Source organism: Paenibacillus paridis (assembly GCF_006345825.1).
GTDB classification, from domain to species: domain Bacteria; phylum Bacillota; class Bacilli; order Paenibacillales; family Paenibacillaceae; genus Pristimantibacillus; species Pristimantibacillus paridis.
Window position 1 is genome coordinate 106,314 of sequence record NZ_VCIX01000087.1, and the last position, 18,234, is coordinate 124,547.

12 protein-coding genes are annotated in these 18,234 nt (G+C 47.2%); 2 read left to right on the plus strand and 10 right to left on the minus strand.

Annotation, left to right across the window (positions count from 1 at the left end; genetic code table 11):
- Positions 1–187 precede the first annotated feature (187 nt).
- The 9 genes from FJQ58_RS16000 to FJQ58_RS16040 all read right to left on the minus strand — a co-directional run bounded on the left by FJQ58_RS16000 (position 188) and on the right by FJQ58_RS16040 (position 12,759).
- On the minus strand, positions 188–1,144 hold the full coding sequence (locus FJQ58_RS16000) for an iron-hydroxamate ABC transporter substrate-binding protein (protein ID WP_139995161.1): 957 nt from the start codon (positions 1,142–1,144) through the stop codon (positions 188–190).
- 127 nt (positions 1,145–1,271) lie between these two features.
- On the minus strand, positions 1,272–2,927 hold the full coding sequence (locus FJQ58_RS16005) for a helix-turn-helix domain-containing protein (RefSeq protein ID WP_139995163.1): 1,656 nt from the start codon (positions 2,925–2,927) through the stop codon (positions 1,272–1,274).
- A 195-nt stretch (positions 2,928–3,122) separates the two neighbouring features.
- Entirely contained in the window at positions 3,123–3,746 is a 624-nt protein-coding gene (locus FJQ58_RS16010; protein WP_139995165.1) for a hypothetical protein, read from the minus strand.
- Between the two features lie 129 nt (positions 3,747–3,875).
- Positions 3,876–5,552, minus strand: a complete 1,677-nt coding sequence (locus FJQ58_RS16015) for an MGH1-like glycoside hydrolase domain-containing protein (protein WP_139995167.1) — start codon at positions 5,550–5,552, stop codon at positions 3,876–3,878.
- A 50-nt stretch (positions 5,553–5,602) separates the two neighbouring features.
- The gene (locus FJQ58_RS16020) at positions 5,603–6,727 is read right to left on the minus strand and encodes a glycoside hydrolase family 88/105 protein (RefSeq protein WP_139995169.1); all 1,125 of its coding nucleotides are present in this window, start codon (positions 6,725–6,727) and stop codon (positions 5,603–5,605) included.
- Between the two features lie 19 nt (positions 6,728–6,746).
- Positions 6,747–7,622 carry a carbohydrate ABC transporter permease gene (locus FJQ58_RS16025; RefSeq protein ID WP_139995171.1) on the minus strand — a complete coding sequence of 292 codons (876 nt, stop codon included), beginning with the start codon at positions 7,620–7,622 and terminating at the stop codon, positions 6,747–6,749.
- Positions 7,623–7,654: 32 nt separating this feature from the next.
- Complete coding sequence (locus tag FJQ58_RS16030; protein WP_420799845.1) at positions 7,655–8,575, minus strand: ABC transporter permease; 921 nt, start codon at positions 8,573–8,575, stop codon at positions 7,655–7,657.
- Positions 8,576–8,772: 197 nt separating this feature from the next.
- On the minus strand, positions 8,773–10,293 hold the full coding sequence (locus FJQ58_RS16035) for an extracellular solute-binding protein (protein WP_139995175.1): 1,521 nt from the start codon (positions 10,291–10,293) through the stop codon (positions 8,773–8,775).
- A 174-nt stretch (positions 10,294–10,467) separates the two neighbouring features.
- Positions 10,468–12,759, minus strand: a complete 2,292-nt coding sequence (locus FJQ58_RS16040) for a helix-turn-helix domain-containing protein (protein WP_139995177.1) — start codon at positions 12,757–12,759, stop codon at positions 10,468–10,470.
- 481 nt (positions 12,760–13,240) lie between these two features.
- Here FJQ58_RS16040 and FJQ58_RS16045 point away from each other — a divergent pair, with 481 nt between their 5' ends.
- Together FJQ58_RS16045 and spoVB are read left to right on the plus strand one after the other, a co-directional pair.
- Entirely contained in the window at positions 13,241–14,701 is a 1,461-nt protein-coding gene (locus tag FJQ58_RS16045; RefSeq protein ID WP_139995179.1) for an MFS transporter, read from the plus strand.
- Positions 14,702–14,846: 145 nt separating this feature from the next.
- Entirely contained in the window at positions 14,847–16,397 is a 1,551-nt protein-coding gene (gene spoVB, locus FJQ58_RS16050; protein WP_139995181.1) for a stage V sporulation protein B, read from the plus strand.
- A 49-nt stretch (positions 16,398–16,446) separates the two neighbouring features.
- Here the strand turns inward: spoVB and FJQ58_RS16055 are convergent, their stop codons facing one another.
- Complete coding sequence (locus tag FJQ58_RS16055; RefSeq protein ID WP_139995183.1) at positions 16,447–18,201, minus strand: alpha-glycosidase; 1,755 nt, start codon at positions 18,199–18,201, stop codon at positions 16,447–16,449.
- Between the last annotated feature and the right edge of the window lie 33 nt (positions 18,202–18,234).

Consider the following 18,234-nt stretch of genomic DNA (forward strand, 5'->3'; position numbering starts at 1 on the left):
ACGGGACGGGGGCATATGTAATCTTGTAAACAGGATTGGAATAGTCATATTTAAATTATAAAGACCGTCGTTCTCCACCGTCAACTAAAGCACGGGATACGGATGAATATTATTTTCGAAAATACAAGGTGAAACGGCTCTTTAGCTAGGCTTAGCCCCGAACCGCTTCATCTTTTCTTGAATACCCTTATTCCTTACCTATAAAATGCTCAATAAACACATCCAGTTGGTATTCCAAGCTCAGCGGATCATTAAAGTAGAAGCGCTTGGCATCGACTTCGAAGACGTGATTGTTTTGGACAACGGGAAGGCTCTTATAAACCTGCGTATCTTGAAAAGAGTTGTCTTCATCGGCATCCTTGCTGAATATAACGTAATCGCCAAGGTAATCATTTAACACTTCCGTTGACAAAGCTAAATAACCTTCCGTTTTCGTTCCCTCTTCGACTTTCTGGGGCATAGCAAACTTTAAGTCCCCATAGAGCAGCTCGGTTCCGCGACCAAAGTTATACCCGTATACGTAGAGCTGCTTGTTAAACGTCTCGATAACGGAAACCGTCGCGTTTTCCCCAATTTTCGCCCGAATCTCTTCTCCAGCCTTTTGGGTTCGAACTTGAAAATCGTTGACCCAAGCCTGCGCTTCTTTTTCTTTATTGAGCAATTTCCCAACTTCCAGCTGTTGCTCCAAATAATTCAATTTATTATACGTGTAAGTAACCGTAGGCGCAATTTGCTCAAATTTATCGATATTCTGAATATCGGAGAGCCCGATAATAAGGTCTGGCTGCAGCTCAAGGATTTTTTCCAAACTTTCGTCACTTACCGCCTCAACGTCCTTTAACTGCTCTTCAAAGTTCGGATTCGATTTGGACATTTCGTCTACCCCAACCAAAGGCACGTCCAGCGCCATAACATTACCGGTCAAAAAACGCGTAAGCACGACGACGCGCTTAGGATTTCTTGGGACCTCGACAGGCCCTTTCTCCGATTGATAGATTACTGTAGCAGATTCCGCATCCGCAGAAGCCTCTGGGGACGCGCTTGGCGCATTGCTAGCTTGATTGGCATTATTTGCTTGGTTTCCGCTGCAAGCTGTCACAAGCACCCCCAAAATGAGGACAAGCGGAATAAAAAACTTTCTCATACAACGACTCTCTCCCTTTTGAATAACGATGTGGCCATGATTTTATCTGATTATGAAAATCATTATCATCATTATAGGGGGCCATCCTGCACCTATCCATGCCTTTTTGTACGGAAATGAGCTTGGACTATTGGTTGCCAGAAAATAAAGCTACCGCACGCCCAAGCTGCAATTGAATGGAAACCGGGTTGTAAGGCACCCATTCATCCTTATCCAGCAGCTTCACATGATTCTGCCTTACGGCGGGAAGCTCTCTCCAATCCGAAGACAGAAATATTCTTTCCGCATGCGCCGTAGAGCCTTTGGTATCGGGAAATACAATGACAAATATTCGTGATCCTGCATAATCAACAAGCTCTGATCTTTCAATCGGAACGGAATGAAATTCATCACCCAGCTTTTCAAGCTCTTGTCCAATCTTTGCTGGGGGCTGTAACCCTAGTGATTGATACATCACATATCCGACATTACGCGCTCCGTAAACGAGCAGCTCCTCGGGCTTAATAACCAAAATCGTGAAGGTTTCATTTGCAACTCCACTTTGCTGCACGATGGCTCTGGCAGCCTGCTCCTCCTTTTCAAATACAGCAAGCCATTCCTCTGCCCGTTCGCTGCGCTGAATCGCCTGAGCGATAAGCCGGAGATGATCCTTCCATCCCATTTTCATCCATGGAACTTCAACGATGGGTGCCGCACCTCGCAAATGGCCTAAAGGAAGACCAAATTGATGCATATGCTCATTTGCCGCAATAATCAGCTCGATGTCGTGATCAAGCAAAACCGACCTCACCTGTTCAGCAGAACCATTGGCATTAATGAACATCATGCTTTGCGTTGGCGGCAGGTCCATCGTATTCAAGTATTCACTGCTTTCCGAAATAATGACAGAAGGCACCAGCCCAAGCAACAGCAAATGACTAGCATATGGCGCGAGCAGCACGGCGATTCGTTGTAATGAGCCGCCGCTGTAATCCGAAGGCGAAACACCGGTTTGCTGCTTGAAGCGTCGGCTGAGATAAAATTCGTCCTTGTACCCCACCTTCTGCGCGATCTCCCGCAGTGTGCCCGAACCGCTCATTAATAGCTCCTTGGCTCGGTGAACGCGCAGCCTTGATAAATATCCATTAGGCGTGAACCCTGTTAACTGTCTAAAGAGGATCGAATAGTGAGATTGGCTTATGCCTGCCATGGCGGCCAATTGCTCACGCGTGATTTTTTCGCCATAGTGGTTCTCCAAATAAGTAATGCTGCGTTCCATATAAGGCTGCTCACTTGCCGCATATTTAGCGTCCTGCTGCTCCAGAAGCCTTAGCATGATTTGATAAAAGGTTATTTGATTTTGTACATGTCTTGCCTCGTTTGCCGGCAACCGGTGGATATAAAGCTCTTCCACATCAGCCACAATCTGAGGCTTATGCGAGAAGAACAACACACTTGAACGAGAGGCAATCTCGCTTCTTTGAACCATCGCACCGGATGACAGCGGGCTCGCCTGCTCCTGGGAACTGATCGAAAGCATGTAAGTATGAAGAGGCTGCGATAAGTTTCCAATTAAGGCGGCATGGCTTTGTGCCGGGAGAAGGATGACACTCCCCTCCGCAAGTTCATAGGATTGATCATTGATTCGGAAAGTGCCCTTGCCTCCGGCAATCGCAAGAATCACGGCTAGACTCTCATGAATTTTATGCATGGGCTGATTTGAGGTGCTGTACAGCGAATGTATGCTGCCAATCGTATATAAAGGAAAGTGGGACTCCGCCCATTCCGAGACCACGTTTTTCATAACCAAAGCCTCCATTAAAGTACACGGTGCATTTATGCTAATGATTGTGTTGACTCCATCCTATCATATTTTTCAATGAGAAATTAGCCCAGCGGGATCGGTATGACCAGCACTTAGGCAAAAAGAAGAGGGCATCCCTCTAAAGGTCATAGAACCTTCATTGGAATACCCCCTATTTTTTTAGAAAAACATAGGTTAGTCAATGCCATTCTTTTCCCGAATGTCATACAAGCCTTGAAGCAATAGCTCCCCTGGATCCCGATTCAGTTGCAAATGTGTGAGCAGGATATGCAGAGGAATAGCGCAAACATTATTCCCTTCGATAATCGATGGAAATCCTGCTTCAAAGACCGGACCGTGGTCTTCGTTCCAAGCTAGGCCGGCATGTACCTTCTCAGGGGCGAACTCTTCTGTAACCGCTTTGATGCATTGCGGGACGAGAATTTTGTCAATGATTGCCTTTGCTTCATCTTCGCTCGAAGCCGGTTGCGGAAGAGTTTTTCCGCCTTTGGTCTCCATAAGCTCAACAAAAAAAGAAGCCATCCAAAGGGCAGGATCATTGCCTGATTGGAATCTAGCAATCAACTCACGCAGAAAAAAACCGCAAGAGTATACACTATCCGATTCGTCCTTCACATGAAATACAAAAACCGGGCCGTAAGCTTCAAGGTTCAACACTTGCCCTTCAACGTTGTCAAATTGCGTTTTTAGAGCTACAACGCCATTATGATGAACAGCCTTTAGAAGCTCTGCCCATTTCTCCTCTGTCATGACCGGTTCCGTGCTGTTTACTTCCTCGTTTGTTGTCTCATTGTTCATTTTCATTGTCACCCCTCAGCTTCTATCATACCATTGAGAGAGAGCCGCTGGAACTACCTTAATGCAAGAGAAAATAGGTTAAATTTAGAATTGAAACATTATTGGATCCCTCAGGTTATAAAACCTTCCTTAACCATACGTCGGATACACGACACCCGGCGATGAAGCTGAATAAAAAGCACCATTCTCATACACTAATGTCTCATTTCCGTCCACGCCAAAAGAAATCTGTTTCTCACCGTACTCCATAATACCTTCAACCCTGCGCGCAGTCATCCCGATCACCGCCTTCAGATTGCCTGTGCGGTCCGTCACCAGACGGATGCCTGATGGGAAACGATACCGCAGCTTGCCGCTGACATAAATACTCGCCATCTCCTCTGTATTAATTAGCTCATAAGCTGTTCCATCAACCGTACGGCTGTAGGCGGTATGCTCGGCCAATGAAATGCCATGATCCAGTGGATAAGGCAGCAATCCGGTAAACCATAGCTCACTCCCGGTTGTCGGGAAAATACCACAGAGCCTTTCAATATAATCAAGCAAGCATAGTATGGACGGGGAATACGATTCCGTATAGCCCTCCTCTCCGGTCCACGGGCTGAGGCATTGCCCGAACTGTGTCATGCGTGACAGCGCCGATATAATCGGCTGCAATATCCAGGTAAGCTCCACATAACGCTGATGATATTCAAAGGCATGCGGAGCACGAATGAGGCTGAGAAAGTTCGTTGCACCCGCCCAAGTATTATAGCTCGAAAAGGGATCAAACCGCGGATCCTCCATCGACAGCGATGTAAACGGATATTTTGCAAAAAACTTGGAGGTATTGAGCAAATATCGCCTCAGCATCCCGTCAAAAAAATCCCTGTCTCCCACCTCACTTGCAAGGACGCGGAGCAGCACATCGGATTGAACGCGCACGAATTGCCCCTGCTTATCCACATCATAAAAAAAATGATCCACTTGGTCAAAACAATGCTTCATCAGACTCTCCAACCCATGCTCCGCCTTTTCCCGCCACTGTTCGTCCGAGAGCCCAAGCTCGCGCGCCATTTGACCAAGATATTTGCGGCTGCAATATACGCTGGCAGTCAAATCCGGTGCTAAAAACGGCAAAATAGGAGAATCGGGATTCACGAGCGCCGGGTCATTCAAATGAGGAGTATCCGGCACATGCCAAAACCTTGGCGATAAATCATGGCCTGTGTCAAATGCGCAAAACGCCTCCACACAGCCCTTTCCCCGCGTATTGCGATATTGCGACAGCCAGTTATCATATCGAGATAACGCCTCGTACATCTGTGGTAAAAAGGATGGCGCTGTCTGATTTCTATGCAGCGCATAATGGTTCCAGGCACTTCTAGCCGGCGGCGTAACGAGCTGAATTTGCTTAAATACAGCGCCCTCTGCCGTAATTTTGTAAGGCACCAAGCCGTCTTCACGCTGCAGCGCTGCAAACTGGCTGTAGGTTGCTTCAGCAACAGACGGGATAAACCGAGAGCAAAGCTCGGCATTTATCGTTCCGGTACTCTCCAGCCAGCAGCCTAGATAGACCCCTCCCTCCTGAAGAATCGGTGCTTGTTGTGCATTTGGAACGATGCAATCCAGCAGCTTGCGCACCGCCCGGTAATACACTGACTCCAGAACAGGCGACGAAGCAGAGAATTTCACCCCAGAGTCGATAAACTGCTGCAAAATAGCTTCGTCGGACGGTTTGCCTAGCTCACCTACCCGCTGAGCCACATCCAGATCCCCAAACAATTGCCGAAAGTAGTTCAGCTCACGCGGAGCATTCGTACTCATAATTGATTCTCCTCCATCCTATTGTGCAGCATTACGCCGTATCATCGTTCTTAGCTTAGAGCAGCCTCACCTTTTTCCTTCTCTATGCAGGCAAAAATAAACGGTGCCACCCCTTTGGAGTCATTAGAGACCACCTGTTCGCTAATATAATAAGTGAAGGAACCGTCGCGATAAGGCTCCCCGCCTAATCCCGCAACACGGTTAATGCCATGCACATGCACATTCCCAGCCTCATCTATCGCCGCTGCATGCTGCAGCAGTCCGTCATACCCTTGGTCAGCCGAAGCACGGTACTTCCCGCTAAGATAGCCCTGATTGAGCGCCTTTTGAGCTGCGTACACGATCATGGCCGAGCCGGAGCTTTCCAAATAATTACCGAAGCGCCCTTCCTCGCCAAGCACCTGATGCCACAGCCCGGTCGCGCTGTCCTGCACTCGTATTAAAGCCGCAAACAGCCGCTCATACGTGCCGATAAGCTGTCCTCGCAAGCTATGGCTAATAGGCATAAAGTCAAGAACATCGACGATAGCCATGCCGTACCAGCCAATCGCCCGTACCCAAGCATGAGGCGAACGGCCATGCTCCGGGTGCGCCCACTCCTGCTCCCTGCTTTCGTCGTAGGCATGGTGCAGCAGACCCGTCAGCGGATTACGCGTGCGAGACTCGGCAATCAGAAGCTGGCTGGCCACATCATCCAGAAGTTCCAGCCGCTTCTCCATCCGTGCATATTCAGCAAGAAATGGAGCAGCCATATATAACCCATCCAGCCATACTTGGTAAGGGTATACCTTTTTGTGCCAGAAGCTCCCCTCCTCCGTGCGAGGCTGACCTTCCAGCTGGCTAATCAGCAGACGGGCTGCCTGCATGTAGTTGTCGGCCCCTGTTTGTTGATGCAAAAACAGCAGCACCTTGCCCTGATTGACCTGATCCAGATTGTAATCATTTAGATTATAGCTGCGAATTGAACCGTTTTCGGCAACGTAGGCATCGATATTTTTGCGAATATAGGACAAATATTCCTGTGAGCCGGTTCGCTCATACAAACGGGCGATCGCCAGCAGCAGGCAGCCGCTTTCATAATTCCAGCAATCACTCAAATAGGGGTGATCCGACAGCAGAGGATATTGCCTCATCAAAGAATCTACCGTTAGAACCGACCAGCTTTGTGTGGGCATAGGACTCCTCTCCTCCTCATTATGCTTTAACGGAACCGAGCAGAGCGCCTTTGGCAAAATGCTTTTGCAAAAACGGGTATACGAGCAGCACTGGCAGCGTTGCCACGACGATAACGGCCATTTTCACTGCTTGCGAAGGCGGCGGTACATCGGTATACACGGAATTGTCATAGCTCAGGCCGCTTGCCAATACGATAATTTGCCGCAGCAGCACTTGCGCCGGCCACTTGGCCGCATCGCTTAAATAGAGAATAGCGTGCATATACGTATTCCAATAGGTCACCGCATAAAAAAGTGAAATCGTTGCAATTGCCGGGAGAGAGCAAGGAATAATAATACGGAACAATATACCGAAATCGTTGCAGCCGTCCATTTTAGCCGATTCCTCCAATGCACCCGGGAGCCCCTGAAAGAAGGTTTTAAGTATGATCATATTAAACACGTTAATGGATACCGGAATAATCAAAGCCAGATATGAATCCAGCAAGCCCGTTTCCTTAACGGCCAGAAATGTAGGAATCATTCCGCCGTTGAACAACATCGTAAATACGAACAAAAACATGATCCAATTGCGTCCCATCAAATCCTTGCGTGACAGCCCGTAAGCCGTTAACACCGAAATGAACATGCTCCAAATGGTTCCAAACGCTGTCACGCCAATTGAAACGAGCATGGATCGAGTTAATGTACTAGTAGAAAAAATAAATCTGTATGCATCCAACGTAAATTCCGTTGGAATCAGCAAAAATTTTTTGGATGCTATTTCGCCTGCCGTCGCAAAGGAGCTGCCAAAAACGTGAATAAACGGCAGTACCGTCACCAATCCGATGATGCCTAGCAGTAGAACATTCACTCCATTAAAAATCCGTCCGCTCCATGATTTGTCGCCTACCATTTGTTTTCCTCCCCCCGTTCACTCTCGTGCTTCTAGTAAATGCCATCCTCGCCGTGTTTTTTCGCCAGCCAGTTCGCGCCAATAACCAGAACCAGCCCTACGAATCCTTTGAAAAAGCCGACTGCCGTGGAATAGCTGAGCTGCCCTTGATGGATACCCGTCACATATACATACGTATCGAATATTTCTGCCACCTGCCGATTTGTGGAATTGAGCAGCAAATACACATGCTCAAACCCCAGCTCCAGCACGTCGCCAATTTTCAGAATTAGCAAAACTATAATCACGCTTTTGATAGCCGGTAATGTAATGCTGACCATCTGTCTGATTCGACCCGCACCGTCCATCTTGGCCGCTTCGTACAGCTGTGGATCAACCGATGCGATTGCCGCTAGAAAAATAATGGTTCCCCAGCCAGCCTCACGCCATATGACCTGAAGAATATACATCGGGCGAAACCACTCTTCTTTAAGCAGGAAGTTGATTTTTTCAAACCCAAGCAACTCCAGCAAACTATTAAAAATACCGCCGTCCACCGTGAAAATAACAAAACTAATCGATACAACGATGACCCACGACATAAAATGCGGCAAATAAATCAAGGTCTGAACCGTCCGTTTGTATTTCTCCGACCGCAGTTCGTTAAGCATCAAAGCCAGAATAATGGGTATAGGAAAAAAGATCAGCAGCTGCAGAGCAAATAAAATAATCGTATTGGAGAAGATCATCCAAAAGTCCGGAGAGCCAAACAATCGTTCAAAATGCTCAAAGCCTACCCATTCGCTGCCAAGAATCCCTTGATAGGATTTGTAGTTCTGAAATGAGATAATCAGACCATACATGGGAATATATTTGTAAATCAAAATATACAGCAGTCCCGGAGAGATCATCAGGTACAGCCACTTGTTTTTTAGAATGTTACGCATGATATGGGCTCGCTTGCCTGACGACATTGTCAGTTGGTTGTTCATCTTTTCCGCCCTCCTAAAGCGTTTTATAAACAAGTTTAACTAGCGGAAAACAAGGATATATGACTATAGGCGATTAGGTTTCTATTCAAACTGCTATCTAGCAAGCAGAAATACAAGTATCGTTATGACAGCGGCTGTCCCCGCTTGTATTCAGCAGGAACACGCCGCTTAGCAGTACATTATTTGTTTTGCTCGTAGGCAGCGTTAAACTCATCGATCATTTGCATACCGCCCTCAGACTTCCAGCGTTCCACTGCCTTGTTAAATCCGGCCTCATCCATTTCGCCCAGCATATAGTTGTAGGTTGCATCCGTTATGATTTGAGCCAATCGGTCCTTGTGCTTGGTAAATGTATCGGAATCCAGCATAAGCGTTGGATCGGGCACGACAAACGCTTCATTGTCGACAAACAATTCCTGCGCTTTCTGCATTGGTGTGTAATCATACTTGCCTTCCAAACGGCTATTGGTCGCAGAATCACCAACCTCAATCGTATTGTACGGTTTTACATCCCGGTCAATTTTCGCTTGCTCCTTTACGGGTACAGCCTTGCCGTCGACAACGGTATAGTGCTCGTTCTCAATGCCCCAGTACAGCATATTTGCGATATCAGGACTCATCATGCCATCCATAAAGGCTAGCACCTGCTTCAGCTCTTCCTCTGTCTTAATCGCTGATTTCGGGAACAGATAAGGGTGGTTGAAGCCTGGTCCTGAGAATACGGTGAATTTGCCGCTTGGCCCCTTCACTTGATTAAACACCTCGAGTTGTGCATCAGGTTGCAATTGCGCCAATCCAGTATACAGCTGCTGCACATCACACATACAGCCGATATAAGCGCCGGCCTTGCTGTTCATGATCAAATTTTGCTGCTCGGTCTTGCTTGTAACTGGAAAATCAGAATTAATGTATCCGTTTGCACGCAGCTTCTTGAAAAACTCCATCGTTTCCTTGTATTCCGGGAACATAAATGCCGGTGCAAGCTTACCATCCATTACACCCCACTCATTCGGCGTTCCGTTCCAGGAAGCGATCGTTTTGAATGCGCCGGACACCAAATCTCCGCGCTCTGCCAGACCAAAGGTATCCTTTTGACCATTTTGATCGGGATCCTCAATGGTAAATTTTTCAAGCATCGTGTACAATTCATCCAGGTTTTGCGGATCGGACAATCCAAGCTGCTTAGCCCAATCCTGACGATAGATGATACCTTGGCGGGATAATGGCCTCCCTTGATAGAGCGCATACAGTTTGCCATCCACTTTGGTATTATTCAGCACTTCCGGGTTCAGCTTCTTTAAGTTCTCATATTGATCGATATAAGCAGAAATGTCCCAGAACTGTCCGTCACGGATGGCCTCGCGGTTGGCGCCTGTAATCGAGATATTAACGATGTCCGTCAGGCTTCCCGTAGCAAAAGCTGCGCTCATTCGATCCGGGAACGTAGATGCCGGAATCCATTGAATATCCAAATCTACATTCAGCTTCTCTTCAATTAACTGCTCAATCTTGGGATCTGGCGTCTCTGCCATATGCAAAGGCGTCATGATGGAAATTTTTGCGGGAGCCGACTGGCCGCCAGTCCCTTCTGATCCTCCATTTTCTTTGCCCCCTGTTGAAGCATTGCCGCTACCATTACTACATGCGCTTGCCAGCACCGCTAGCGCCATCAGCATCCCCATTGCGACTTTTCTTTTCATGCTAATTCAACCCCTTAACCTGTATTTTCTGTTGCTGCTTCATCGTAAATGGTTAAGAAGCATATCGCCTATACTCATTTGGCTAGAACCCTTGCCATTCGTGACTTTCCGGCGATTACACGCCTCCATCCAACCAAATGATTATGCCTGATATTCCGCTTTTTCCTATCTTTATTACAGGCTGCTATACTGAGATCGATATTGCCCGGGCGTCATATCCTCTTGCTTGCGGAAAGCTCGAATAAAATTATGAGAATTGTTATATTTCAGCCGCTCTGCAATTTCCTTAACCGTCATATCCGTTTCCGTCAGCCACTGCTTGGCAATATGCAGTCGGTAGCTGGCCAAATATTCACTGAAGGTGTAGCCCGTCTCTTTCTTGAATACGCTGCTCAAATAGCTTGCATTATAATGCAGGCGCACAGCACAGTCTTCTAGCGTAAATTCGAAATCATAGTGATTTTGAATCAAATCGATAATCCGTTCTGAAAGCTTCTGATCCTGCGAATGGCGGCGTTCAGCGAATTGCTGAAGCATAGGCATTATCAATTTACCTTTAAACCAATCTTCTATTTCACCGCTGACATGCAGCGCCAATACTTCCTCGTAAAGCGACATTCGGTAGGTCCCACTCTTGCCCAGAGCAATCCCTGCTTCCTGCCCAAGCAAGAGCAGCCGATTGAGCAGCCGAACCAGCGACAGCTGATAATGATCCGGCAATTGAATCTGGTTAATCGCTTCGGCCATCCAATTGCGGAGCAGCAAAACCGCTTCCTCCTGCTCAGCCAGCTTGATCGCTTGAATCAAATCATGCTCAATGCGGGCAGGGTATTCGAAAGCAACGGAAGGTTTGCCCGAATGTAGACTACTGAAAGGCACAATAATCCCTTTGCCCAGTCGAATCCGGTGCGTCAGAGCCTCCAGTGATTCCTCGTACGCACGTGAAGCATATTTCATTTCCTGAAACGGCGCACTGATGCCAATACTGGCGGACAGGCCCAAATAACGCGTGATCAAATTCTTTAGTAATTCTGTTAGTTGATAAAACGGCTCCTCCACTTGCTGCCAGCTTTCTTCCTTATAACCAGCGACAACGACCACCGAACGATCCATCAAAATAACTGGCAGCCGATTTTTCTTTGGAATAACCTCTTCCGATATATTCAACATGGCAAACAGCAGCAGCTCCAGATCCTTGGATTCATAATGAGTATTTTCGAGCGTATCCACTTGTATCGCCAGTACCGCCATTTGCTGCCAATGAGGTTGAAAGCCAAAATAATTCATCTTCTCGTGAATTTCTGCGTCGCGCAAACTCCCGCTGAGCATGCGGTGAAGGAATAGCGAGCTCACCTGCTGCACCTGGCTCCGCATCTCACTCTCCAGCTTGGAGTTAGAGTTAAACAGATGCTTAATATGATCCTCGATCACTTGCACTTCATTACGAGGAGAAACCTCGCTGCCCGAATCGCGGCCTTCAATCGCTTTGACCAAACGCTTCAAGGGAGTATACAGCTTATTCGTACCCAGCAGGACAAAAAGAATCGATAATATCATAATGAATAAACTAATGCCCAGCGTTAACCAGCCAATCTGCCTTGATTCCTCAGTCAACTGATCAATCGATACGACAGACAGATAGGTCCAGCCGTTGAAGGTGGATTTGTAATAGGTAACCGTGTAAGGCCGACTGTCATACATCGCCTGCAGCTGCCCTGATGGACCGTCAAAGCTCATCTCGGCCCCATATACCGGATGAGACGAAAGTGGCTTGCCTATCATGGCGCTGTCTTTATGAAGCACAATTCGCTGCTCCTCATTTAGCACGATGATCTCTTCCTGGCCCTCTCCATCCGTTATTAATTCGGCAATGCTGCAAGCCGGAATGTTGGCAATCGCTAGCGCATATTTATTAATCGTAATATTCGGCAGCTTTTTCACTAGACTGATCATATAAGGGCAGCTACGACTCGAGATCGCATCCTTATAGCTATTCTTTTCTACTAAAAGCCAAGAAGTATTATGAATCAATTCAAATTTATCCAGATACGTCCGCTCGTCGGGATGCTCATTCAGCCGCTTGATGCCCGAATTTTTGATGAGCCAATTTCGCTGCTTGTTCACGATAATGACATCCTCGACCTTGGTATCGAAGGATTGTAAATGAGTTATTTCGCTTTTTAAATTATTGTATAGTTGAAAATTTGGCGCGCTCATCACACTGTACAGAGCGTCCTCCATCACACGCGACTCGGCTAGATTCGTGAGCGTATGATCAACTGTCTTGAGCACTTGTTCAATATTGGCGTTCAGTTGCCGCACATACTGCAGCTCAGCCTGATTGACCCGCTCCTGCACTTGCTTGGAGGATTGGATATAGGAAAACAGCCCAATAATGAGCACGGGTAAAATACTGATTACGCTTCCAAAAAGAATCATTTTGTTCAACAGGCTTTTTCTGCGCATATCGCACGGCAACCTTTCTGCAAAGCTATTATGTATTCCCTCAAATGGTTACATATATTATAGGCATGTGTCCTTCGGACTAGCAATCACTCGATAGCAAAATGGAACATAAGGGGATCGTTGATCTAGTAGATTACGATAATAGTGACATTAGACGGAGCAAAGCTATCTGATAAATAAAATAGCCAACACAAAAGCCGCCCCAAATGGAACGGCTACTGTGCATTTGTTGCTTGCTTATAAGGATACCTGCCCTATCGAACAAAAAACATCGTAAAAACAAGGTCGTGATTCTTTGGTTTTTATGCAAATTTGAGGATGTACATGTCTGGTTGACCGTTTGACTTAGGTTGAATGGTTACACTTTTGTCACATTCCAATAGCCAAACGAGCAAACCAATCCCTGCCAACCTATTTTCCCCGCCTAATAAAATGTTAGAATAGAGTAATCATTTCAAAATATAAATTAGGAGCAAAACCCGTGCGCGCACATCCCATTTCCATTTTACGTATTACCGGTCTGTTAGATGGTATTTCATTACTCGTATTGCTAAGTATCGCTATGCCTTTAAAATATATTTGGGGAATCGAGCAAGCTGTCACGATCGTAGGCAGCATTCACGGCGGCATTTTCAGCATCTATGCCCTTGCGATTCTATATGCGGCCATTCGGATCAACTGGAGCCTCCTTTGGCCTGCAGCAGCAGTACTGGCGGCTTTTGTGCCGCTTGGCAACTTTTTGCTGGACTGGCAGCTCAAGAAGGCACAAACGAAATATAAGGTACGGCCATTCAACTACGCTCTGCTTGTGTACAGCATCGTATTTTTTTCTTTCTTTGATTTGTTCTCGCAGCTGCCCGTCATGAGCACCTTTGCTGCCTCCGTTGGTGCCAGCTCGTTTGTAGTTGGTTTTGTCATTGGGCTCTATTCGCTCGCCAATACGGTGGGCAATATCTTATCGGGCATTATGACGGACAAGATTGGGCCTTTCAAAATATTAATGGTCGGCTTGTTATTATCCAGCGCCGCTCTCATGCTGTATCATTTCGTCGATCAACCCTTCTTCTTAATTGTCGTTCGAATCCTACATGGCTTTGTCGCCGGATTAATCGTACCTGCTGCCTTCACCTTTTCAGCAAATACAACAATTAATGACCAGCAAGGCAAAAAAGTCGCCTTCACCGGCACCTTCGTTGGTCTCGCAGCCATTATTGGACCCGCATTCAGCGGTATCATGGCCAGTAAAACCTCTGTACCGTTCGTCTTTACCTGCGTGGCTGTATTAGGCTTTTCACTTGCTATTCTTTCGGCTATTTTTCTTAGCAAGTATAAGGTAGCGAAGAAAGAGAAAATCAGTTCTGTCGTTCAACCATTAGGCTCGCTCTTTAACTCAGGCGTACTCAAAGCTTACGGCGGCGCTTTTTTCTTAATGTTCTCCCAAGGCGTAATCGCCTATTTGCTGCCTTTGCATGTTCAAACGCTCGGCTATGATTCAAGGCTAAGCGGAACCTTAATGAGCACGTTCGGAATTATTGCTGTCCTTATTTTTGTCCTGCCTACGAACCGGATTTTTGACCGGGTGGCCCCCGCCAAGACGATGGCCGTCGGCATTGGCTTGATGGGGATCAGCCAACTGCTCATCAGCCAATCGACAACTACGTTAACTTTGTATTTCGTGCTCGGACTATATGGCGTAGGCTTCGCCTTCTTGTTCCCGTCCATTAATACGATGCTCATTAAAGCGACCCCTGCCGAGCTTCGCGGAAAAGCTTACGGTTATTTCTACGCCTTCTTCTCGCTGGGAGTCGTGGCAGGCTCCTCCGTACTCGGCTGGCTGCCCTTCGACATCACCGAAGGATTTATTTTCACCGGGATTGTACTGCTGCTATGTGCCGTTTTCGTTGCCTTTAACAAGCAGAGGGATTTAGCGTTGAATCCCTAATTACGTTGGGGGTACGTTGGGCAGCCTAACCCATGCTTGGCTAATCGGTCACAGCCCAAAAATGAGACCGACACAAGCTCGTTCGCATGCTTTTCCAAATGTTGAATACATATTTAAGTATTCGGTAAACAGGAGGAAACAAGCCATGGTTCAACACAGGCAATCGTTCATGAGAGGTACGCTGGTCTTGTCAGTCGCTGCTTTCATTAACCGCATTCTCGGCTTTATCAGCGGCATGTATATTGCTCGCGTACTGGGCGCGGAGGGAATCGGCCTCTTGATGATGGCGCATCCGCTCGTCCCGCTCGTCATTACGATTACGGAGCTTGGATTGCCCGTGGCAATTTCAAAGCTGGTTGCGGAGGCACACGCTCGTGGCGAACGAGGGAAAGTGCGGCGAATCCTGCACGTCTCGCTAGCCGTTACAAGTGTCTTAAGCATAGCGCTTACGACTATTTCATTATTAGGCTCTGAATGGATCGCATCCATCTTGTTGAGCGATCAACGCGCTTATTATGCGATGCTCGCGATTACGCCGATCGCGCCGATTGTCGCCATCTCCGCGGTGCTAAAAGGATACTTCCGCGGCATGCAGCAGATGAAGACCATCGCAGCCTCCGATGTGCTCGAGCATACGGTGCAAATTGCATGTGTCCTTGCCTTGGTACACCTATTGCTGCCTTTCGGCATCGCGTATGCAGCTGCGGGCGCAATGGCTGCATCTGTCGTCAGCGAAGCGATCAGCCTCTTATTCCTAATCGCAAGCTATAAGCTATACGGCGAATCGAAGCTGCAGGGAGAGACGTGGGCGAGCAACGTGAAACAAGGAAGAAGCACACTGGGAGAGCTGCTGCAGATCGGGCTGCCGACGACCGGGCACGGGGTCATTCATTCGTTATATAACACCTTCCAACCGCTTCTCATTACATCCAGCTTGGCGCTGGCTGGCGTTGGCACGCTGTTAGCCACAAAGCAGTTCGGGCTGCTGGCCGGCTATGTGTTTCCACTGCTGTTCATGCCAAGTTTTATAACGCAGTCCTTGTCCACCGCTCTCATTCCTGCCATTGGCGAGGCAGCGGCGAACAAGAACAATCTGCTTATGCATGAGAGGATGAATCAGGCGCTAAGCTTGGGACTTCTGATTGGCGCGCCTGCGACCGTCATCCTGTTCGAATGGGCCACCCCACTTACGACGCTAATTTACAATGCACCGGAAGCCGGATTGCTTCTGAAAATATTGGCGCCAATGTTTTTCTTGCATTACTTCGACGCACCGCTGCATGCAATCCTGCTCGGGCTCGGCCGCGCGAAAGCTACATTGTGGAACTATGTGGCGGCAACCATTTTCAAGACGGTCGGGATTTTCGTATTCGGCAGCCAATTCGGCATAATCGGAATCGCGTACGGCATCGGCATCGGAATTGTCATGCAAACACTGTTAAACTTCTTTTCGATCTCAGGCTCGATCGGATTTTATTGGAGCATTCGTCCTTATATCAAGGTTGGAATTTGTATGATGCTGATGGCAATTTGCGGACACTGGACCTACAACTATTTTACCGTCCAAGGCCTTCCGCTTTTATGGAGCGTAATAACTTCAATCGTCTCGTCCTTGCTTTTCTATTTCATTACGCTCGTATTGACGGGTACGTTGAATTGGAAAAGTAAGCTCCAACGGTTTTCGATTCCATGGTAAATCGTTTTTGTTCTGTATCTTCCATCTTGTCTTTGGATTGTTTAAATGATTACCTGTTAACTTCCTTATGCAATATCGCATAACCGAAAGGCGGGAGCTCCCAGTTTAATTGACCCTTTAAGGTGATGACGATCGAATTGGAAACCATGTCTGTCCAGACCCCTTCCTCAATGGTTGAGCGGAAAGCAGAGTGATTCTCTGAATTGTTAATAAGAATAACAAACTGATCCTGATCATCACGGCGTTCGTAGATAAAATTCCGATCGCTCACCTGGTCCTGCAAAAAAGTAATCGCTCCGTCTTGCAGCGCGGAATATTGCTGGCGTAAACGGATCGTCCGCTTAAAAAAGTCGAGTAATTCATCGTTTTGCTTCTTTGGATCCCATTCCATGCATTTACGGTTATCTGGATCTTGTTTTCCATCCAGACCGATTTCATCACCGTAATAAATACATGGCGCACCAGGGTAAGTAAACTGAAACAATATGGCAAGCTTCATTCGCTCTGTGCTGCCCCCGCATAGAGTGAGCAATCGAGCGGTATCATGGCTGCCGAGTAAATTAAAGGCAACTTCATTCGCTTGCTTAGGGTAACCCACGATTTGACCGCTGAGTTTATTTGCAAGCTGCCTTGCTCCAATTCGATTATGTGCAAAGAAATCTAAGCATGCCTTCGTGAACGGATAGTTCATGACCGCATCAAATTGATCCCCGAGCAGCCATGGCAGCGCATCATTCATAATTTCGCCCAAAATATAAGCATCCGGGTTGACAGCCTTCACTGTGTTGCGGAACTCCCGCCAGAAGGCATGATCGACTTCATTCGCCACATCCAGTCTCCAACCGTCGATTTCGACTTCTTCGATCCAATATTTTGCCACCTTAAGCAAATATTCCTTTACTTCGGCATGTTCCGTATTCAATTTCGGCATGATCGGTTCAAAGCTAAACGTATCATAGGTGGGAACGCCGTCCTTTACCGTTAGCGGCCATTCTCGTATATGAAACCAATCGGCAAAAGCAGAGGAAAGGCCGTTTTCCATCACATCGACAAAAGGTTTAAACGAGTGGCCGCAATGATTGAACACTGCGTCAAGCAGCACGCGTATTCCCCGCTCATGACAAGCCTTCACAAGCTCTTTTAATTTGTTATTCGTACCGAAATGAGGATCAACCTTGAAGTAATCCTGCGTATCGTATTTATGGTTAGTCGTTCCCTCGAAGACCGGATTCAAATAAATCGCATTTATACCGAGCGAAGATAAATATTCCAAATGATCGATGATGCCCTGCAGGTCTCCGCCAAAGAAATTATTCGGGGTCGGCTTGCCTCCCCATTCCTCCGTGCCTTCAGGATCGAGAGTTGAATCGCCGTTCGCAAATCGTTCAGGGAATATTTGATAAAAGACCGCTTTTTTCACCCATGCTGGAGGCCTATGAACGTCCACGGGATTCAGAAAAGGAAAATCGAACAGGCCTTCATAAAAAATGACAGGCGGAACATCAAAAAATCCGCTCTCTTGGAAATAGACCGTGCGTTCACCGTCGTTCAAGGCAAAATAATAAACCAATCTACGGAATGCCGGCTGAGCAGACACCTCCCAATAATCAAACATGGCATCCGAGGCCAGTCGTACCATTTGAGCTTCGGAGTTCGCCTTGCTCCAATCATACTTATCGCCGTAAACAAGAGTAATTTGCAGCATATCTGCTTTCTTCGTCCGAATTCGAATATGAAGGGTACGATCGTCATACGCATAGGACCAATTTAATTTTGCACGGTGATAAACAGCTTCTAAATTCATATTCTGCTCATTCTCCTTTTTCGCAGGTCAACG